The 20156-nt window shown below is 73.6% G+C and carries 16 protein-coding genes; 9 read left to right on the forward strand and 7 right to left on the reverse strand.

The features are described 5' to 3' along the window. Positions 1-19 precede the first annotated feature (19 nt). The gene (locus AB0I54_RS04785) at positions 20-1216 is read left to right on the forward strand and encodes a damage-control phosphatase ARMT1 family protein (RefSeq protein ID WP_363294443.1); all 1197 of its coding nucleotides are present in this window, start codon (positions 20-22) and stop codon (positions 1214-1216) included. Here AB0I54_RS04785 and AB0I54_RS04790 read toward each other — a convergent pair. Both AB0I54_RS04790 and AB0I54_RS04795 read right to left on the reverse strand, forming a co-directional pair. Continuing rightward, positions 1188-2450, reverse strand: coding sequence for a cytochrome P450 (locus tag AB0I54_RS04790; RefSeq protein ID WP_363294444.1), 1263 nt, complete (start codon positions 2448-2450; stop codon positions 1188-1190). The genes AB0I54_RS04785 and AB0I54_RS04790 overlap by 29 nt on opposite strands. Then, a complete protein-coding gene (locus AB0I54_RS04795; RefSeq protein WP_363294445.1) occupies positions 2447-3238 on the reverse strand; it encodes an alpha/beta hydrolase in 792 nt (263 codons plus the stop codon). Before AB0I54_RS04795 ends, AB0I54_RS04790 begins: the two co-directional genes overlap by 4 nt. 154 nt (positions 3239-3392) lie before the next feature. On the opposite strand from AB0I54_RS04795, the gene cyc2 reads away from it, so the two are divergent. Further along, positions 3393-5552, forward strand: coding sequence for a germacradienol/geosmin synthase Cyc2 (gene cyc2, locus AB0I54_RS04800; protein WP_363294446.1), 2160 nt, complete (start codon positions 3393-3395; stop codon positions 5550-5552). Here cyc2 and AB0I54_RS04805 read toward each other — a convergent pair. Then, positions 5545-7074: a hypothetical protein gene (locus AB0I54_RS04805; RefSeq protein WP_363294447.1), complete on the reverse strand. Its 1530-nt coding sequence runs from the start codon at positions 7072-7074 to the stop codon at positions 5545-5547. The two genes, cyc2 and AB0I54_RS04805, sit on opposite strands and share 8 nt — an antisense overlap. A 58-nt stretch (positions 7075-7132) precedes the next feature. Beyond that, positions 7133-7855 carry a hypothetical protein gene (locus AB0I54_RS04810; protein ID WP_363294448.1) on the reverse strand — a complete coding sequence of 241 codons (723 nt, stop codon included), beginning with the start codon at positions 7853-7855 and terminating at the stop codon, positions 7133-7135. A gap of 93 nt (positions 7856-7948) precedes the next feature. On the opposite strand from AB0I54_RS04810, the gene AB0I54_RS04815 reads away from it, so the two are divergent. The 4 genes from AB0I54_RS04815 to AB0I54_RS04830 all read left to right on the forward strand — a co-directional run bounded on the left by AB0I54_RS04815 (position 7949) and on the right by AB0I54_RS04830 (position 11817). Beyond that, the gene (locus AB0I54_RS04815; RefSeq protein ID WP_363294449.1) at positions 7949-8824 is read left to right on the forward strand and encodes a LysR family transcriptional regulator; all 876 of its coding nucleotides are present in this window, start codon (positions 7949-7951) and stop codon (positions 8822-8824) included. A 144-nt stretch (positions 8825-8968) separates the two neighbouring features. Next, a complete protein-coding gene (locus tag AB0I54_RS04820) occupies positions 8969-9541 on the forward strand; it encodes a PDZ domain-containing protein (RefSeq protein WP_363294450.1) in 573 nt (190 codons plus the stop codon). Between the two features lie 133 nt (positions 9542-9674). Then, positions 9675-10802, forward strand: a complete 1128-nt coding sequence (locus AB0I54_RS04825; protein ID WP_363294451.1) for an aminopeptidase P family protein — start codon at positions 9675-9677, stop codon at positions 10800-10802. 70 nt (positions 10803-10872) lie between these two features. Beyond that, complete coding sequence (locus AB0I54_RS04830) at positions 10873-11817, forward strand: aminoglycoside phosphotransferase family protein (protein WP_363294452.1); 945 nt, start codon at positions 10873-10875, stop codon at positions 11815-11817. Between the two features lie 39 nt (positions 11818-11856). Here the strand turns inward: AB0I54_RS04830 and treZ are convergent, their stop codons facing one another. Then, entirely contained in the window at positions 11857-13602 is a 1746-nt protein-coding gene (treZ, locus tag AB0I54_RS04835; RefSeq protein ID WP_363294453.1) for a malto-oligosyltrehalose trehalohydrolase, read from the reverse strand. A gap of 174 nt (positions 13603-13776) precedes the next feature. On the opposite strand from treZ, the gene AB0I54_RS04840 reads away from it, so the two are divergent. The 3 genes from AB0I54_RS04840 (at position 13777) to AB0I54_RS04850 (ending at position 16237) form a co-directional block, all read left to right on the forward strand. Continuing rightward, positions 13777-14328, forward strand: coding sequence for a DUF1707 and FHA domain-containing protein (locus AB0I54_RS04840; protein WP_363294454.1), 552 nt, complete (start codon positions 13777-13779; stop codon positions 14326-14328). 161 nt (positions 14329-14489) lie between these two features. Next, positions 14490-15815: a M14 family zinc carboxypeptidase gene (locus AB0I54_RS04845; RefSeq protein ID WP_363294455.1), complete on the forward strand. Its 1326-nt coding sequence runs from the start codon at positions 14490-14492 to the stop codon at positions 15813-15815. After that, entirely contained in the window at positions 15812-16237 is a 426-nt protein-coding gene (locus tag AB0I54_RS04850; protein WP_363294456.1) for an SSI family serine proteinase inhibitor, read from the forward strand. Before AB0I54_RS04845 ends, AB0I54_RS04850 begins: the two co-directional genes overlap by 4 nt. An 80-nt stretch (positions 16238-16317) precedes the next feature. Here AB0I54_RS04850 and AB0I54_RS04855 read toward each other — a convergent pair whose 3' ends face one another. Together AB0I54_RS04855 and treY are read right to left on the reverse strand one after the other, a co-directional pair. Beyond that, the gene (locus AB0I54_RS04855) at positions 16318-17568 is read right to left on the reverse strand and encodes a M14 family zinc carboxypeptidase (RefSeq protein ID WP_363294457.1); all 1251 of its coding nucleotides are present in this window, start codon (positions 17566-17568) and stop codon (positions 16318-16320) included. Between the two features lie 151 nt (positions 17569-17719). Continuing rightward, the gene (treY, locus tag AB0I54_RS04860; protein WP_363294458.1) at positions 17720-20089 is read right to left on the reverse strand and encodes a malto-oligosyltrehalose synthase; all 2370 of its coding nucleotides are present in this window, start codon (positions 20087-20089) and stop codon (positions 17720-17722) included. Positions 20090-20156: the final 67 nt, after the last annotated feature.

Raw genomic sequence — 20156 nt, forward strand, 5'->3', positions numbered from 1 at the left:
GCGCGGTACGGTGACGCGCATGCCCGACACCTCCGCCGCACCCGTGATCCTCGGCGACGAACCCGGTTCGTTCCCCCACAGCGTGCTGGCCGAACGGCACCCCGCCATCATCCGGCAGGTACGGGACGCCTTTCCGTACGGCCCCGAGCAGCACCGCGCGCTCGACGCGCTGCACAAGAGCTGCACCGAGGGCGTGATCGAGCCGCTCCCCGCCGACGCGCCCGACCGGGACCGATGGCGGGAGTGGGGCATGGACGCGTACACCGGCCGGTCCTGGTTCGACGTCCCCTGGCTGTGGTCCGAGAGCCACTTCTACCGCAGGCTCCTCGACGCGGTCGGTTTCTTCGACCCGGGCGCCTGGCGGGGCATCGACCCCTTCCGCCCCTTCAAACTGGCCGAACTCGACGCCGAGGAGACGGACGAGGAACTGGCCGCGCTCGACGCCCTGGAGGACGGCCCGGCCGACGCGAGGACGCGGGCGCTGCTGCACGGCTCGCTCTGGGGCAACCGCGCCGACCTCGGCTTCCGGCTGTCCGACGCCGGTGCCGAGGCCAAGGAGGCCGTGCCCGCCCTGGTCGCCGACGACAGCGAGACCCTGTGGTCCCTGCTCCCGCCCTCCGGCACGGGCACCCTGTGCCTGGTCGCGGACAACGCGGGCCGCGAACTCGTCCCGGACCTGCTGCTGATCGCCCGCCTCCTCGCCGAGGGGCGCGTCGGACGGGCCGTGCTGCACGTCAAGCCGTACCCGTACTACGTCTCCGACGCCACGACCGCCGACGTGGTCGACGCCCTGCGCCGGCTCGTCTCGGCGCCTGGCGCGGCGGCCGCGTACGGGCGGCGCCTGTGGGCGGCCATGGCCGACGGCCGCCTGGCCGTACGCGCCCACCCCTTCTCCTGCGCCCCGCTTCCGTACTCGGACATGCCCGGTGACCTCCGCGCGGAGTTCGCCGCGGCCGCCCTGACGCTCTTCAAGGGCGACCTCAACTACCGGCGCCTGGTGGGCGACCGGCTGTGGCCCCCGACCACGCCCTTCGGGGACGTCACCGCCTACTTCCCCGGCCCGGTCGCCGCGCTGCGCACGCTCAAGTCCGATGTGATCACCGGCCTGGACAGCCGCACCGAGGCGGCCCTGGTCGCCGCCGAGGGGCAGCGCTGGCGCACCGGTGGCACGCACGCGCTGGTCCAGGTCAATCCACGTACAGCGGAAGCGACTTGAGCCCGTTGATGAAGTTGGACACCAGACGCTCCGCGGGCCCGGCCGGGCGCGGCGCGGGAAGCACCCGCAGCACCTCCTCGTACAGCAGCCGCAGCTGAAGCCGCGCGAAGTGGGCGCCCAGACACACATGCGGACCGTCCCCGAAGGACACGTGCGGATTGGGCGTACGGGCCAGGTCGAGACGGTCCGGGCCGGTGAAGACCCGCTCGTCCCGGTTGGCCGAGGCGTGGAAGACGACCACCTTGTCACCGACCCGGATCTTCCGCCCGGCCAGTTCGGTGTCCTGGGCCGCGGTACGGCGGAAGGTCAGCACGGGCGGATGCCAGCGCAGCAACTCGTCGACAGCGGTGTCGAGTCCGACCTCTTCCTCGCGGAGCGCCCGGTACGCCTCCGGATGCTCCGCCAGCGCCAGCAGCCCGCCCGGAGCGGCGCTGCGCACCGTGTCGTTGCCCGCGACGGTGAGCAGGAAGAAGAACATCTCCAGTTCCGCGCCGGTGAGTTCGGCGTCGTGCGCGAGTGTGGTCATCACGTCGTCGGCGGGGTAGCGCCGCTTGTACGCCGCCAGTTGCCGGGCGTAGTCGAACATGTCCCGCAGCATCGCGGGCGACCGCGGATTGACCGGCTTGCCCTCACCGTCCAGCACCGGGGGACCGGCCTCGTCCGGGTCCTGATAGCCGATCACCCGCTGAGTCCAGCGCAGCAGCAGCCTCCGGTCGCTCTCCGGGACACCCAGCAGGTCGGCGAGGTTGAGCAGCGCGTACTCGTCGGTGACGGCCGTGACCAGGTCGACCGTGCCGTCCGACGCGCGGGCCGCCTTCAGGGCGCCGGCCAGCAGCGCACGTGCCCGCTCCTGCGCGACGTCCGCGAACCGGTCGACCCGCCCGGGAGTGAACGCCCGGCTCACCAGCCGCCTCAGCCGACCGTGCTGCGGCGGGTCCTGATTGAGCATCATGCTCCGGATGAACGGCAGATCCTCCGGGTCCGGATCCCGGATCTGGGTCGCCCCGATGTACGACGAATACGTCGCCGCGTCCTTCAGTACCCGCACCACGTCCGCGTGCCGGGTCACCGCCCAGAACCCGGGCCCGGCGGGCCAGCCCAGCACCTCGGGCTCGTCCTGCCGGGCCACGGGGTGGTGGTCGCGCAGGACGCGGTAGTCGTCGTAGGGCACACCGGACGCGTAGCGGCGCGGATCGAAGACGTCCGGAACGGGTGGAGCCGGGCGCACGCTCACGCCGTCCCGCCCGTGCCGGGCCCGTCCTCGCGCAGGAAGTCCTCGACCACCCTGATCAGCTCCAGCGGGGTCTCGTCCATGGCATAGTGCCCGGCGCTCGGCAGCCGGCACAGCTCCGCGCGCGGGTAGCAGGACATCCAGGTCTCCTGGACCAGCCCGGGTGACAGGGCCGGGTCGAGTTCCCCGGCCACGGCGAGCGCGGGTACGTCCGAGCCCTCGACGTCGGCGCGGAAGTCGTCGCCCGCCCATGAGTCGAGCCAGGCGCGGAACGCCTTGGCGTCGCTCCGCTCCAGCGAGGTGTCGACCATCCGGTCCAGCCAGGCCGCGGGACGGCGGCCGCCGGTGGTGAAGTCGATGATCGCGCGCCGGTTCTCCGGCCGGTGCGCCGCGTCCGCGAACAGCTCCCACTGCTCGCCGGGCAGCGGCAGCCCCGAGGCGGGCACGGGGGAGACGCCGACGATACGGCGCAGCCGGTGCGGGGCCACGGCCAGCAGCCGCTGGGCCACCGCGCCACCCATCGAGTGCCCCACCACCGAGAACCGCTCCCAGCCGAGGCGGTCGGCCAGCTCCACCAGGTCCAGCGCCGCCTCGGCGGTGGTGTAAGCGCCCACGGCGTCCTTGGCCCGCCCGTAACCGCGCAGATCGACCAGCGCGTAGGTGAACGTCTCTCGGTCCAGGTCCGGCAGGACGGCCGCGTAGGCGGACCGGTCGGCGAACCAGCCGTGCACGGCGAACACCTTGTGGGCGCCGTCGCCGTGCACCTCATGGGGCAGCACGAAGGAGGTCATGCGACCACCGTGACCGGTCGACGGGGGCTCGGCAAGAGCGCGGACGGTGCTTGCGCACGGGGCGAGTTGGCGGGTTTCCGTCCGGTTCACGCGATGGTGTGATCATGTGTCGCCCGGCGGATGGTTGCCGGGGGCCACGGGTAGGGCCCCGGCCATGACGCAGCCGTTCGAACTCCCGCACTTCTACATGCCGTACCCCGCGCGGCTGAACCCGCATGTCGAGGAGGCGCGTGCCCACTCGACGGCGTGGGCGCGCGAGATGGGCATGCTGGAGGGCTCCGGGGTCTGGGAGCAGGCAGACCTGGAGGCGCACGACTACGGGCTCCTGTGCGCCTACACCCACCCCGACTGCGACGGACCCGCACTCTCGCTGATCACCGACTGGTACGTGTGGGTGTTCTTCTTCGACGACCACTTCCTGGAGCGGTACAAGCGCACCCAGGACCGCGCGGCCGGCAAGGCCCACCTCGACCGGCTGCCGCTGTTCATGCCGCTGGACCTGGCGACTGCCGTACCGGAGCCGGAGAACCCCGTCGAGGCGGGGCTCGCCGACCTGTGGGCGCGTACCGTGCCGTCGATGTCCGCCGACTGGCGCGCGCGGTTCGCGGTGGCCACCGAGCACCTGCTCAACGAGTCGATGTGGGAGCTGTCCAACATCAACGAGGGGCGGATCGCCAATCCTGTCGAGTACATCGAGATGCGCCGCAAGGTGGGCGGCGCCCCCTGGTCGGCGGGGCTCGTCGAGTACGCGAGCGCCGAGGTGCCCGCCCGCGTCGCCGGATCCAGGCCGCTCAGGGTGCTGATGGAGACCTTCGCCGACGCCGTGCACCTGCGCAACGACCTGTTCTCCTACCAGCGGGAGGTGGAGGACGAGGGGGAGAACAGCAATGGCGTGCTGGTCCTGGAGACCTTCTTCGGCTGCACCACCCAGGAGGCCGCCGACACCGTCAACGACATCCTCACCTCGCGCCTGCACCAGTTCGAGCACACCGCGCTGACCGAAGTGCCCGTGCTCGCCCTGGAGAAGGGCCTCACCCCCGACCAGGTCGCGGCGGTCGCGGCCTACACGAAGGGACTCCAGGACTGGCAGTCGGGCGGCCACGAATGGCACCTGCGCTCCAGCCGGTACATGAACGAGGGTGCCGTCTCCGTCTCCCCGTGGCACGGCCTGACCGGCCCGGGCGCCTCCGCCGCCGACATCGGCGCCCTGCTCGCCTCGGCCGCCGCAGAACGTCTGCGCGCCTACTCCCATGTGCCCTTCCAGAAGGTCGGCCCGTCCCTGCTGCCCGACTTCTGCATGCCTTTCCCGCTGGAGCTCTCCCCGCACCTGGACGGCGCCCGCGAGCGGCTGACCGGCTGGACGCACCGGATGGGCATGCTCCGGGAGGGGGTCTGGGACGAGGACAAGCTGACCGCTTACGACCTTGCGCTCTGCTCGGCCGGCCTCGACCCGGACGCGACCCCCGAGGCGCTCGACCTAAGCGCGCACTGGCTCGCCTGGGGCACCTACGGCGACGACTACTACCCCCTCGTCTTCGGACACCGCCGTGACCTGGCCGCCGCCCGGCTGACCACACAACGGCTGTCCGCGTGCATGCCCCTCGACGACGAGGCGGTCCCCGTCCCGGTCAACGGCATGGAACGCGCACTGATCGACCTGTGGGCCCGTACGACGGCCGAGATGCCGCCCGGCGAACGCACCGCCCTGAAGCAGTCGGTCGACGCGATGACCGAGAGCTGGGTGTGGGAACTCTCCAACCAGTTGCAGAACCGCATCCCCGACCCGGTCGACTATCTGGAGATGCGGCGCGCCACCTTCGGCTCCGACCTCACCCTGAGCCTGTGCCGCATGGGCCGGGGCCCCGCCATCCCGCCGGAGGTCTACCGCAGCGGGCCGGTGCGCTCGCTGGAGAACGCCGCCATGGACTACGGGTGCCTCCTCAACGACGTCTTCTCCTACCAGAAGGAGATCGAGTACGAGGGCGAGATCCACAACGGCATCCTCGTCGTCCAGAACTTCTTCGGCATCGACTACCCGACCGCGCTCGGCGTCGTGCACGACCTGATGACCCAGCGCATGCGCCAGTTCGAGCACGTCGTGGCGAACGAACTGCCGGTCGTGTATGACGACTTCGACCTCCCCGAGGAGGCACGCGAGGCCGTCCGGGGCTATGTCCTCGACCTGCAGAACTGGCTGGCCGGAGTCCTGCACTGGCACCAACGGGTCGACCGCTACAAGGCCTCCTACCTCGCCCGCCGCACCCACGGCTTCCGCCCGGACACGCGCCCCGTGCCCGCGCTGCCGGTCAGCTGAGCTCGCGTATCCGCGCCGACGTCCGGGCGGCGAGCTCTCGTACGGCCCGCCCGGCGGCCTGAGACAGCTCGCCGTGTATCGCCTCCCCGGCGGCCAGCACCGCGCGGGCCTGCTCGGGGCGGCCCGCGTCGGCCAGCGCACCGGCGAGGGTGTAGTGCTCCTCGGCGATGAACGAGCCGAGGTTCACGCCCCGCCAGTGCTTCAGCAAGTCGTCGGTGGGGCCGGCCAGGACATCGCGCAGGGTGGCCAGGGCGACCGCCGCCCCGTCCAGCTGGCCGCTCTCGCGCTCCAGGCGTGCCTGGGTCAGCCGGGCGGACACACGGTCCGAGGCGGTCTCCTGGAGTGCCGCGTACAACCGCTGGGCGCGCAGTGCCTGGGTCACATCGCCCAGGCACTCAAACTCATGGGCGAGGGAGTACAGGGGTGAGGTGTCGAGCTTCGTGGGTGACCCGGGCCGCCGCAACGCGCTCTGGTCCATGACGATCTCGTCCAGCCTGCGGATCAGGGCGACCCGGGCGAGCTCGGTCAGGCCCTGGTCCGCGGCCAGGCCGGTCCAGGTCGTCAGCGGCTCGTCGGCCGGATCCGTACCGAACAGGGAGTCGTCCGACGCGCGGGCCCACCGGCGCAGTTCCTCCCCGTCGGCGTCCGGCTCCGGTATGCCGCCCAGGCCGCACCAGGTGTCGAAGTCCCTGTCGCGCACCTCGTGCAGCAGCGGCAGGTCCGCGCTGTCCCCGTGCAGCCCCACCAGGACGGCGGCGAGCCGCAGTTCGTCGGTCATCGACGACTCCGCCTCCCGTCGCAGCAGGGTGCGCAGGAAGGGGAGGTCGCCGTCCGAGCGGTCGAACTGTGCGGCCCGCAGGGCGAGTCGGCGCCGTACGGGATCGTCGGCGACGGTGGCGCGCAGGTCGGCGTCCCCCGCGCGCAGCCCGGCGAGGTCGGCCCGCCCCTGTGCCAGCACCGGCTCCCACAGCGGCGGGCGTGCGGGCCGGCCGAGCGGCTCGTAGGCGCCTCCCTCCTCCGCGTTGAGCAGCACGAAGTCCGGCTCGGTGCGTGACAGGGCCGTGTGCAGCATCCCGATCAGCTCGACCGGGGACCGCGCGGGCAGGCCGAGCGCGGCGCGCAGTTCGGCGCGCTCCTCGTCGATGCCGTGGTACTCGCGGATCTCCTCCTCCGTCTCGGCGACGCGGGCCAGGATCGTCTCCTCGCCGTCCGCCGGTGACAGGTCCAGGTGGTCGTGCCAGCCCGGCAGACCGATCAGCACTTCCAGCGCCTCGTCGACGGACGAGCCGATGATCCCGGCCGAGCCCTCGGAGTCGGCGTACAGCACGGAGCCGTCCGCGCACACGAAATACGTACCCCCGGTGTCGTCCCCCGCCACCACCTCCAGCGGGCCGCCCGAGGCGAGGCGGACCGCCTCGACGTGGCCGTGGGCGGCACGGGCCAGGTCGAAGTCGAAGGGGAACGCGGCCAGTTCGGCCAGGCGGTCGTGCTGCCGGAGCAGCCGCAGGGCGAGATCGGTCATGTCACAGAACGTAACAGCCCCCACTGACAACGCGACTCCGCCGCCGGGCCCGGCCGCCTCACCTCTCGCGTGCGGCGTGTTCCGCGGCGGCTCGCGCCAGCGCCCGTACCACCGGGTGCGGGCGCGGGCCCTCGTCGGACAGCTCAGGCTGGAAGAGCGTGGCGAGGAAGAAGGGATGGCCGGGCAGTTCGGCGACGCGCACCTGGCCGTCCTCGTCGTGGCCGGAGAAGCGCAGGCCGTGCGCGCGCAGTGTGTCGAGGTGACGGGAGGGGCCGTACGCGCAGAAGTACCGCTCCACCGTCTTCGCCGAGCCGATCACCGACTCGGCCAGCGAGCCCGGTTCGATCGTCACCGACGCCTCGTGACCCACCAGGGAGCAGGCCAGCGGTTCGATCAGCGGGTCCTCGGCGCCGGGTTCGTTCTCGGCGTGCGCCACCCGGGTCAGGCCGCACACGTTGCGGGCGTGTTCGAGGAGCGCGTGCTGGAACCCGCCACAGGTGCCCAGGAAGGGGATGCCCTCCTCGCGGGCGGTGCGGATGGCCGTGAGTACGCCCGCCTCACTGCGGTAGGGGCTGCCCGGCAGCACCCACACGGCGTCGAAACCGCGCACCGCGTCCGCGGCCACGGCGTCCTCGGACGGGATCCAGTACGCGTCCAGGACGAGCCGGTCGTGCTCGGCCAGCGCGTCGAGCAGGCGTGGAATCCGGGTGTGCGAGACGACGTTGGGGGAGCGGTCCCCGACCAGGGCGATGGTGGCGGTGTGCGCGGCGTTGTCCGTCATGGCCCTCATCCTGGGCGTCGGTCCAGGTTCACGTCCAACGATGATCCGTGCACGGTCGATAAGCATCACTGATGCGGTGGGATGCTGTCCGGCATGGACCCGCACCTGCTGCGTACGTACGTCACCGTCGCGCGCCTCGCCTCCTTCTCGCAGGCCGCCCGCGCGTTGGGTTACACCCAGTCCGCGGTGTCCCAGCACATCGCCGCGCTCGAACAGGACCTGGGCACCGCGCTGCTCACCCGCCGCCCCGTCGTGCCCACCGCATCCGGTGAACGCCTCCTGGACCATGCGCACCCGCTGCTGCTGCGCCTGGACGCGGCCCGCGCGGACGTCCTGCGGCTGGCCGCCGCGCCCGCCCACGGACTGACCCTCGCCGCGACGGCGACCGCCCTGGGACCCCGCGTCCTCGCCGCGCTCCCCGTCGCGGGGCTGACCCTGCGTGTCCTCGCCCGGGACGAGATCCCGGCCGCCGTCGCCACCGGTGCCGCCGATCTGGGCCTGGTCGACGGACTCGCCGCGCCCAGCGACCCGCTGCGGCTGCCCGACGTCGCGCCGCTGACCGCGCACGGCGTCGCCGAGGAGCCCGTCAGCGTCCTGCTGCCCGCCACGCACCCGCTCGCCGCCCGCCACGGCACCGCGGGGCTGCGCCTCGGCGACCTCGCCGACGCTCGCTGGCTCGACGCTCCCGACGCGGGACTGCCCCTCTCCCAGTTGCGCGCGGCCAACGGTGGCGGTGCCTTCCGTACGGCCCTGCGCTACGAGGGAACCGACGTCCACGCCCTCACCGCCCTCGCCGCCGCGGGCCATGGCCTGACCCTGCTGCCCGACTCGGCGGCCGACGGGGTACGCGGGGCGGTCGCCGTTCCGCTCGCCGCGCCACGGATCGTGCACCGCACGGAACTGCTGTACGGCGGGACACCGGGCGGAGCCGCGGCCGACCTCGTGCGGCGGCTGACCGACGGGAGCTGACCGACGGGAGCCGACCCCGGCGAACACGGCTCGTTCCGTGCCGTGCCGCTCATGACTTCCCGGTGCTGACCCCGGGGCAGTCTCACTCGTTCGTGGCTCGTCGCGCCCGCGCACGCCGGGTAGAGCACCAGCCGGAGGCGATCCATGGAAGAGACTGCACTGCGTCCCAAGCCGATGCCCGGTCAGGAGCGGCGGGACGGCGGCACACCCGGCACCCCCGGCACCCCCCACACCGCCGGCACCGCACAGCGCCCGCACGCCGCACGCCGGCGCGGAAGGCGGCTCAGGACCCTGCTGCTCAGCCTGTTCGTCGGGACGGTCCTGGTGCTGTCCGGAGTCGGGCTCGGCACGGTCGGAGCGACGGTGATCGGCATGAGCCGACTCGCCCAGCTGCGCCATCAGGCGCCGCCGCCGGCCGCGACCGCAACCCGCTCGGCCGCGCCGTCACCGGCCGGCGCGAGCCTGGGCGTGGAGGCCGTGGACGCCGAGAAGTCGGGGGCGCTGGTCGTCGGTGTCCACGAGCCCGGCCCCGCCCACATCGCGGGCCTGGTCGTCGGCGACGTACTCCTGCGCTTCGGCACGACACGCGTCGACACGGCCGCCGACCTCGCGCGGGCCGTCTCCGGCGCCCGCCCCGGAGCCGAGGTCACCCTCACGGTGCGGCACCGCAGCGGCGGCTACCAGCGGCTGACGGCCGTCCCCGGCGTCGTCACATGACCTCCCGTACGTACCCGCGGCCGACGCCACCGTGGCCGCGGGACCCGGTAACCGGCTCGCGCGGCCCTCCGTGTCCGGGCAGGATGCTGCCCGTAATCCTTTGCCCCGCCCCCAGACGTCCCCGGAGGCCCGGATGACCGGTAGCACGCCCGCGCCCTTCACGGCCGACGACTACAGGGCCCGCATGGAGCGCGCCGCGCGCTCGGCCGACGAGGCCGGGCTGGCGGGCCTGCTCGTGGCGCCGGGACCGGACATGGTGTGGCTCACCGGCTACGCGCCCACCGCGGTCACCGAACGGCTCACCGTGCTCGTCCTGGCCGCCGGACGCGACCCCGTGCTGGTCGTACCGACCCTGGAGGCCCCGGACGCCGAGAAGGCGTCCGGCGCGCCCGCCCTGACCCTGCGCGGCTGGACCGACGGCACGGACCCCTACGCCGTCACCGCAGCCCTCCTCGACGCCGGCGGCCGCTTCGTGATCAGCGACAACGCCTGGGCGATGCATCTGCTCGGCCTGCAGAAGATCCTGCCCGGCACCTCCTATGCCGCCCTGACCGACGCGCTGCCGATGCTGCGCGCCGTGAAGGACGCGGCGGAACTGGAACTGCTCGCGGCCGCAGGAGCCGCCGCCGACGCCGCGTTCGAGGAGATCCGGAAGGTGCCCTTCGCCGGCCGGCGCGAGTCCGACGTCGGCCACGACCTCGCCGACCTGCTGCTGCGCTTCGGGCACTCACAGGTCGACTTCACCATCGTCGGCTCCGGTCCCAACGGGGCCAACCCGCACCACGAGGTCGGCGACCGCGTCATCCGCCCCGGCGACATGGTCGTCCTCGACTTCGGCGGCCTCAAGGACGGCTACGGCTCCGACACCAGCCGCACCGTGCACGTGGGCGAGCCCACGGACGAGGAGCGCAAGGTCCACGACATCGTCCGCGCGGCCCAGGAGGCGGGCTTCCGGGCGGTGCGCCCGGGCGTCGCCTGCCAGGAGGTCGACCGGGCCGCCCGGGCGGTGATCGCCGGCGCCGGGTACGGCGAGTACTTCATCCACCGCACCGGCCACGGCATCGGCGTCACCACCCACGAGCCGCCGTACATGATCGAGGGCGAGGCACAGCCCCTCGTGCCCGGCATGTGCTTCTCCGTGGAGCCCGGCATCTATCTGCCCGGCCGCTTCGGAGTGCGCATCGAGGACATCGTCACGGTGACCGCGGACGGCGGCCGTCGCCTCAACAACACGACTCGTGACATGGTCATAGTGGACTGACCGGGCGGCCCCGGACACCAGGAGACCCACGCACCCTCGACGACACCACCCCGAACGGCAACGGCGCGACATGACCCAGGCACCGACACCCACCGCGGACACCGTCCGCAGACTGGTTCGTACGCTGCTCAAGGAGAGCGCGGACAGCACCTCGGGGCCGGATGTCCGGCCCGTCGCGGAGGGCGGTGAGCACTCCACATGGTGGGTCGGCACCCGCCATGTGCTGCGCCTGGCCCCCGACCGCGACGCCGCCGCCCGTCAGCGCCGTGAACTGCGCCTGCGCGACCTCGTCCGGCCGCACATCCCTGTCACCGTCCCCGTCAGCGTGGCGCACGGCGAGTGGGCCCCGGGGCTGACCTACACGCTCGACACCAAGGTGCCCGGCGGCACGGGGGAGGAGCACGACGTCTCCGCCATCGGCGAGGCCGATCTGTCCGGCCTGCTCACGGGGCTGCGCCAGGTACCCGTACGGCAGGCGGAGACGCTCGGCGTGCCACGCGTCGCCCCGCGCTCCCTGGAGGCGCTGCGCCGGATGGCCGTGCGGGCCGCGGAACGTCTCGGCGCCGCCGACGAGTTCGATTCCGCCCTGATCCTGCAGCTCACCCCGGCCGGAGCCGCCCAGCTGGCCGCACAGCCCGGCACGGCGGTCCTGGTGCACCACAACCTCAGGGGCGAGCACCTCGTGGTGAGCGCCGACGGCCGGGTGCGCGGCATCCTCGACTGGACCGGCGTGGTCGTCGGCGACCCCGCCGAGGACATCGCCGGGCTCGTCCTCGCCGTCGGCTCCGGCGCGGCCGTGCGCGCCGCCACCCTCGCCGGCTACGGCGCCCGCCCCTGCCTGCGCGGTCTGTGGCTGGCCCGCTGCGACACCCTCGTCCGGCTCATGAACCGCCTGGACGGCCATGACACCGGCCCGCTCCCGCTGCTGCGCACCCAGCTGCGGCGCGCCTGGGAGGCGATCCTGCTGGAGCGGGCGACCGAGTTCCGCGACGAGGAGACGGGCGAGGAACTCTAGGGGGCGTCGTTCGGATCATGCCGGCGCCGCCCCGCCGGTTCAGTCCTGCGTCAGTACCACGCACGACTCCCCGGGCACCAGCAGCAGCCCGTCGGCGCCCGTCGCCTCCACCGGGTCCCAGGCGGCGAGGACCCGTACCTTCCCGGCGCCCAGGGGGATCGGAGCCGGCTCCTTGCCCAGGTTCACGGCCACCCGGACGTCCCCGCGCCGGAAGGCCAGCCAGCGGGCCCGCTCGTCGTACGCCACCTTGGTGTCGGCGAGGTCGGGGTCGGTGAGGTCCGGCTCCTCCCGGCGCAGGGCGACCAGCCGGCGGTACCAGGCCAGCACGCGCGCGTGGGGCTCGCGTTCCGGCTCCGACCAGTCCAGGCAGGAGCGCTCGCGGGTCGCCGGGTCCTGCGGGTCGGGAACGTCCTCCTCGGCCCAGCCGTGCGCCGCGAACTCCCGCCGCCTGCCCTGCCGTACGGCCTGGGCCAGCTCCGGGTCCGTGTGGTCGGTGAAGAACTGCCACGGGGTGCCCGCGGCCCACTCCTCGCCCATGAACAGCATCGGCGTGAACGGCGCGGTCAGCGTCAGCGCGGCGGCACAGGCCAGCAGACCGGGGGACAGGGACCGCGAAAGGCGGTCGCCCTGGGCGCGGTTGCCGATCTGGTCATGGGTCTGGGAGTAGCCGAGGAGCCGGTGCCCGGCCACCGTCGCGCGGTCCAGCGGGCGGCCGTGGTGGCGGCCCCGGAAGCCGGAGTAGGAGCCGTCGTGGAAGAAGCCGCCGGCGAGGGTCTTGGCGAGGGCGGCGAACGGGGCGCGGGCGAAGTCGGCGTAGTAGCCCTGGGACTCGCCGGTCAGCGCGGTGTGCAGGGCGTGGTGGAAGTCGTCGTTCCACTGCGCGTGCAGGCCGAGGCCGTGCTCCGCGCGCGGGGTGATCAGCCGGGGGTCGTTGAGGTCGGACTCGGCGATCAGGAACAGCGGTCTGCCCAGCTCGGCGGAGAGAGCGTCCACGGCGGCCGACAGCTCCTCCAGGAAGTGGCACGCGCGCGTGTCCCGCAGCGCGTGCACGGCGTCCAGCCGCAGCCCGTCGATCCGGTAGTCGCGCAGCCAGGCCAGCGCGCTGCCCACGAGATACGCGCGCACCTCGTCCGAACCGGGCGCGTCCAGGTTGACCGCGGCCCCCCAGGGAGTGTGGTGCGTCTCGGTGAAGTACGGCCCGAACGCGGGCAGATGGTTGCCGGACGGCCCCAGGTGGTTGTGCACGACGTCCAGGACCACGCCCAGACCGAGTTCGTGCGCCCGGTCCACGAACCGCTTCAGCGCCTCCGGGCCGCCGTACGGCTCGTGCACCGCCCACAGCGAGACTCCCTCGTACCCCCATCCGTGCTGCCCCGGGAAGGGGCACAGCGGCATCAACTCCACGTGCGTGACGCCCAGTTCCACCAGATGCCCGAGCCGCTCGGCGGCCGCGTCCAGGGTGCCCTCGCGGGTGTACGTCCCCACGTGCAGCTCGTAGAGGACCGCCCCCGGCAGCGGGCGCCCCGCCCACTCGGCACGCCACGCGTACCGCTCCTGGTCCACGACCGCGCTCGGACCGTCCGGGCCGTCCGGCTGGCGGCGCGAGCGCGGGTCGGGCAGCACGGGACCGTCGTCCAGCGCGAACCCGTACCGCGTCCCGTCCTGCGCCTCCGACTCCCCGGACCACCACCCCGCCCGCTCGGGATCGCGCTCCAACGCGCGCGTGGCGCCCTCGCAATGGAGCGTCACACGGTCTGCCTGCGGTGCCCACACCTCGAACTGCACGGACGGTTCCCCTTCGTCTGTTCACCGTGATGTAGCCCGTCCATCGTGCCGTGACCGGGACGGACGCGCCTTGAATCCTTCCTTTCCCCGCGGGTGTCGCCAGGAGTACGCGCGCGTGGTGGTCGTTTCCCCGTTTTCTGGACACCCGGGGTTCACTGACCGACAATCACGAGCGTGACGTCGTCCTTCGAGTTCAACACGTACCCCGCGCGGCTCTCGGACGCGGAGCGCGACAAGGCGCTGCAGGTGCTCCGGGACGGCGTCGCGATGGGCCGTCTGTCGCACGACACGTTCGTGCGCCGCATGGAACTCGCCCTGGCCGCGCGCCGGGCCGACGAACTCGCCGCGCTGACCGCCGACCTGCCCAGGGAGAATCGCCTCTCGCGGGTCCTTTTCGGCACCGTCGAGGCGGTCTCCGGCTTCACGGTACGGCTGCGCACCGCCTGGCAGGCCGAGCGGCTGCCCAAGCTGATGCTGCCGCACGCCGGCAACGGTCATCCGCTGCGCATAGGCCGCGACCCCGCCAACGGACTGCGGCTGAACCACGAGACCGTCTCCCGTGTGCACGCCGAACTTCGCAGTCAGGGCGGGATGTGGGTCCTCAGGGACCTCGGCTCGACCAACGGCACCACCGTCAACGGGCGCCGGGTGATCGGCGCCGCCGTGGTCCGCGACGGCGACCAGGTGGGTTTCGGACGGATGGCCTTCCGGCTCTCCTCGAACTGAGCGGGGCCCGGCATCGGACACGGTGGCCGAAAACGAGTTGTCCGCCGCGGTGTTGACGTACCCCTGAACTCGTGACTGACTGTGCGTACACCATGCACACCAGGTGAAACGACGGCACCACATTGTGGAGGTGTGCCCTGCCGCTCCTCCGCTATCCGACCGTGGACGAGCTGGGTGCCCGCGCGGCCGCGCTCGTCGCCCGCCGCCCCGAGGACGCCCGGCTGCGCCGTATCGGCACCTCCCGCGCGGGTGCGCCCCTGTGGCTGCTTTCCGTCGGTCACGGCAGCCGGAACGCCCTCGTCGTGGCCGGGCCGCACGCCAACGAGCCGGTGGGCGGCGCCACCGTCCTGCGGCTGGCCGAGCGCACGCTCGCCGACCCCCGGCTCACCGAGGCCGCCGACACCACCTGGAACCTGCTGCTGTGCCTCGACCCCGACGGCTCGCGCCGCAACGAGGGCTGGCTGTCCGGGCCGTACACCCTGGACCACTACTTCCGGAACTTCTTCCGGCCCGGCTTCCTGGAGCAGCCCGAATGGCTGCCCGACGGCGCGGCCGCCGCCGTGCTGCCCGAGACGCGCGCCCTGCTCCGGCTCCAGGACGAGCTGCGGCCCTTCCTCCAGTGCTCCCTGCACGGAGTCGACGTCGGCGGCGGCTTCGTGGAGCTCACCCGCGACCTGCCCGGCCTGGCCCGGCGCGTCGCGCACTCCGCGGCCCGCCTCGGCATCCCGCGTGAACTCGGCGCGTACGACACCCTGTACTGGCCCAGCGTGGGCCCCGCCGTCTACCGGATCCCGCCGCCGCGCCGGGGCGACCTGGCCGCGGCCATCACCGAGGCCGCCGTCGAGTCGACCTGGTTCCATCCGCACCGGTACGGCACGGTGACCGCGATCGTCGAGGCGCCGATGTGGGGCGTGGCCGCCGTGGAGGACGGCTCGCCGCCCGCCGACCGGGACGCGGTGCTGCGCACCGTCAGCGGCACCCTGCGCCACGACACCCGGCTCCTGGACGGTGTCCTCGCCCGGATCCGGCCCCAGCTGGCCGCCGTGCCCGACGCCGGCAGCCTGCTCGCCCCGGTCGACGACTATTTACTGGTCTGCCCCGGCCTGGCCGACTCCTGGGACCCCGACACCGACGACGGCAGCGCCCGCCGGCTGCCCGCGCTCAACACCGCCCACCTGGCCGCCCTGCGCATCTCCGGGCGCCGGCTCGCCCTGCGCACCGCCGGGCTGCTGCGCCGGCTCGTGCTCAGCACCGGGCACGATCCGGCCGGCGTCCTGCCGGACCTGGACCGGCTGATCGACGAGTGGTGCGCGGACTACCGCGACGGCTGCGGGGCGCGCTGGATCCCGGTGGCCCGCCAGGCCGAGTACCAGGCGCGTGTCGTGCTGAGCGCGTTCGAACTGGCGCGGCGGCACGCGCGCGTGCCGTCCCGTTCGGGTGAGTCGGGCTGGGGTGCCGAGGCCGCCGTGCCGATGCACCGGGAATGACGTACTTCACGCAAGCGACCGCCGTACGCGGCGCCCTGCTGGCGGCGGCCGCCCTCGTCGCCGCCTGCCCCGCCCCGGCCGCCCAGGCGGCGGCCCGGGACACCCACTCCGGCAACTGGCTCTACCTCACCGTCACCCGGGGCGACACCCGGTCCGGCGACATGCGCGGCACCCTGCTGCTGTGCGACCCGCCCCTGGGCCACGCCCACGCGGCCGAGGCCTGCGCCGAACTGGAGGCGGCGGACGGCGACATCGGCAGCCTCCAGGCCAAGGCGGACGCCGTCTGCCCGATGATCTACGCCCCGGTCACCGTCCGCGTGTTCGGGCAGTGGCACGGCCGGACCGTCGAGAACGAGAAGACGTTCTCCAACGCGTGCGCGATGGAAGCGGGGACGGGAGAGGTGTTCCGGCTGGACGACTGAGGCCGGGCAGCGCGGGCACGCGTGCGTGGGACGTGACGGTGTCCCACGCACGCGTGCCGTCCCGCCGTTCTCGCCGTGCCTCACGCCCCCCTCTCGCGCGCGTACTGGGCCGCCACGAGGACCGTGCGGGACTGGTGCTCCACCTGGTGCTCCAAAGGCACCCAGCGGGCCGCGAAACGCTCGGCGAAGGCGTCGCACCAGGAGGCGACGAGCTGTTCGAGCTCGGGAGCGGCGCGGTCGTCGGCCTCCTGGAGGACCCGTAGCAGCATCGCCGCCGCCCGCAGCGGCAGCCGCCGTCCGAAGGCGTCCACGCTGCCCACGTACGCCCTGGTGGTGTCGACGGGCGGGGTGTGGATCCAGTCCTCGGCCAGGCCCGGGATCAGCTCCAGCGCCCACTTCGCGGCCCGCAGCAGCGGTCCCTCGGCGCCGTCCAGCCGTGGCAGGGCCTCGGCCAGCACCCGCTCCACCTCCAGCGCGTCCCGCTGGAGGCGACGGGCCAGGTGCCGCATCGCCGCCGCGGGGGCGGGGTGCGGAGCCGGGTCGTCCACCAGGTCGCTGGCCCACATCGGCACCTCCACCACCGCGGTCAGGCCGCCGTACCGGTGGGCGTGGTACCAGGTGCTGTGCCGTGCGTCGTCCGGCATGCTCGGATAGGGCACGCCCGACTCCGGTCCGGGCATCACATGCACGCCCGGTCCGGAGGCGGGCCAGCCCGCGGCGTCCGAGGCGCCCGTCTCCACCGGGATGCGCAGCTCCGCCGCCGACTTGGCGAACGGCTCGGCGAGTCCTGGCACGTCCTTGGTCAGCTGCACCCAGCTGCCGCCCAGATCGGTCCCGTGCAGGGTCACCTGGAGGAAGGGGCGCAGCTCGTCGATCACGCCGGTCAGGGTCCGGGTCTCGGGCGGCAGCCGGTCGGGCGGCAGCACCGACGGCGACCACTCCGGCTGCTCGGGGCCGGCCGGCCGGTAGAAGCCCAGGTGGTAGTCGAGCAGGCTGCGCGGCGCCGGGGTCACATGCAGGCTGGCCCCGTCCGGGTCCGCGCACAGCAGGAAGTGCCAGGAGGTGTCGGCGCGCAGCTCCGGGGCGCGTACGACCCGTTCGGCGAGCGCGAGGAGGGTGCCACCCCCGGTCGGCTCGTTGGCGTGGGCGCCCGCCACCACCAGGACGGCCGGTCTGGCGTGGCCCACGGACAGCAGGTGCAGGGGTCTTCCCGCGCGTGAGACTCCCACCTGCCGCAACGTGCACAGGCTCGGCCGGTGTGCGGCCAATGCCCGGGCGGTTGCGACCAGTTCGGGAACACTGGGGTAACGCGGCTCCGGCAGGAGACTCACCCCCGTCTTGTCTGCCCGGCTTCGCAATCCCCAGTGCCGCACGGCATGGGTGGACTGTCAAGCACAGCGCGGGGGAGCGTCCAGGGGGCGCCCAGATGCATTCGAGGTCGAGACCACGGCGACGACCGTCGTCTCCCGCGAGCAGCACACCTCACCCCGCGCTCCCGGCCCGCTCCAGCAACACCACCGGCATCGGCCCGAACAGCTCGGCCACGCGCGCGTGCCCCGTGAACTCCCGTTCCGGTGCCAGTACGTCCCTCCAGCGTCCCGGGGGCAGCGGCAGCAGGGTGTCGCGCCAGCCGCCCGCCTCCGCCAGCCGCAGCGACAGCCGGGTCACGGCGGTCACGACTTCCCCGGAGCGCGCGAAGGCCACGCAGTGGGCCGCGGACGGGCCCCGCGCGTCCAGTGGTGTGTACGTGGCCGTGTCGCCGAAGGCATCCGGGCGGCGGGCGCGCAGCCGGAGGGCCGCCGCTGTCAGCGCGGCCTTCTCCCCGGACGCGCCGGCCTGCTGCGCGGGCGGGAACCGCACCGGGCGCCGGTTGTCCGGGTCCACCAGTGCCCGGTACTCGTCCTCCGTGCCCTGGTAGAGGTCCGGCACCCCGGGCATCGTGAGATGGACCAGGGCGGTGCCCAGCACGTTCGCCCGGATGTGGGCCTCCAGGGAGCCGCGGAAGGCGGCCACGCGCTCACCGGGCGCCCCGCACGGCCCCTCCGCGACGAACGCGGCCACCGCCTCCTCGTAGGGCGTTTCCTGCTCCGTCCAGCTCGTGTACAGGCCGGCCTCGCGGACGTGCTTCAGCAGGGCCTCGCCGACCCGTTCCCCGTTCGCCGGGCCGAGCCCGAACACCGTCTGCCAGGCGGCCCAGGCCAGCTGTGCGTCGGGCACGCCCTCGCCGTCCCGGGTCACCTCGGCGAGCAGGTCCGCCCAGCGCCCCGGGCACTCGGTCAGCACGGACAGCGCCGCGCGCACGTCGGCGCTGCGCTTGGTGTCGTGCGTCGACACCACGGTCCCGGTGACCGGCCAGTCGCGCTGCACGCGCGCGCAGTACGCGTGGAACTCCGCCGGGGTCACCCCCGGGCGGCCCGGGTCGCCGCCCACCTCGGTCGCCGACAGCAGCGGCACGTAGCGGTAGAACGCCGTGTCCTCCACGGACTTGGCGCGCAGGGCCGACGACGTCTGCGCGAACCGCGCCCGGAACTCCGCGAGCCCGGGACCGTCACCCCCCGCCCCGACCAGCAGACCGCGCACCACGTCGACCGCCCGGCCCTCCTCGGGCACGACAAAGGCACGGCGGGCCTCCTCGGCGGCCTCCTCGGTGACGACGGCGGCCGCGTCACCGCAGGCGTACGGCCGGTAGACCCGCAGCCGGACCAGCAGCTCCTGCAGCGCGGTGCGCAGCGCCCAGGGGGCCCGGTCGCGCAGCGCCGGGTCCGGCGAGCCGGCGCACAGACGGTTCGCCACCCGGGTCAGCCGGTCCGTCTCGGCGGCCAGCTCATGCGTGAGCACCTTGTACGCCGCCCGCCGTACCGTCGCCTCCCAGTCGCCGCCCCGGTCCGTCTGCGGGGCCGCGAACCTCCGGTACTGGCCCAGCAGTTCACCGGCCCCCACCGGGTCCGTGAACAGGCCGTCGACGTGCCGGAGGGCGTCGTAGCCGGTGGTGCCCGCGACGGGCCAGGAGGCGGGCAGGGGCTCCCCGTCGGCGAGGATCTTCTCGACGACGGTCCAGCGCCCGCCGGTCGCCTCGTGCAGCCGCCCCAGGTAGCCGTCGGGGTCGGCGAGCCCGTCGGGATGGTCGATGCGCAGCCCGTCCACCACGCCCTCGCGCAGCAGCTGAAGAATCTTGGCGTGCGTGGCCTCGAAGACCTCCGGGTCCTCCACCCGCACCCCGATCAGCTCCGAGATGCTGAAGAACCGCCGGTAGTTGAGCTCCGTGCGGGCCAGTCGCCACCACACCGGGCGGTACCACTGCGCGTCCAGGAGCTGCGGCAGCGCAAGTTCCTCGGTGCCCTCCCGGAGCGGGAACACATGGTCGTGGTAGCGCAGCACGTCGCCGTCGACCACCAGCTGCCCGAGCTCCGCGCCGAGGGGCCCGCCGAGCACCGGCAGCAGCACTTGCCCGCCCTGCGCGTCCCAGTCGATGTCGAACCAGCGCGCGTACGGCGACTTGGGGCCCTCCCGCAGCAGCTCCCACAGGGCGCGGTTGTGGCGCGGGGCCATGGCCATGTGGTTGGGCACGATGTCCACGACCAGGCCGAGTCCGTGCTCCCGCGCGGTGCGCGACAGCGCGCGCAGGCCCTCCTCGCCGCCGAGTTCGCCCCGCACGCGCGCGTGGTCCACCACGTCGTAGCCGTGCGTGGAGCCCGGGACGGACTCCAGGACGGGGGACAGATGCAGATGGGAGACGCCGAGCGACGCCAGGTAGGGGACGGCCGCCGCCGCGGCCGCGAACGGGAACTCGGGCTGCAGCTGCAAGCGGTAGGTGGCCGTCGGCACCACCGGGTCGGGTCGCTCAGATGTCATGCAGACCTACGTACCCATCCCGCCGCTTTTCGTGTCACGGCACCCGGCACGTGGCCCACGCGCGCGA

It is taken from the genome of Streptomyces sp. NPDC050625 (genome assembly GCF_040654755.1).
Classification (GTDB): domain Bacteria; phylum Actinomycetota; class Actinomycetes; order Streptomycetales; family Streptomycetaceae; genus Streptomyces.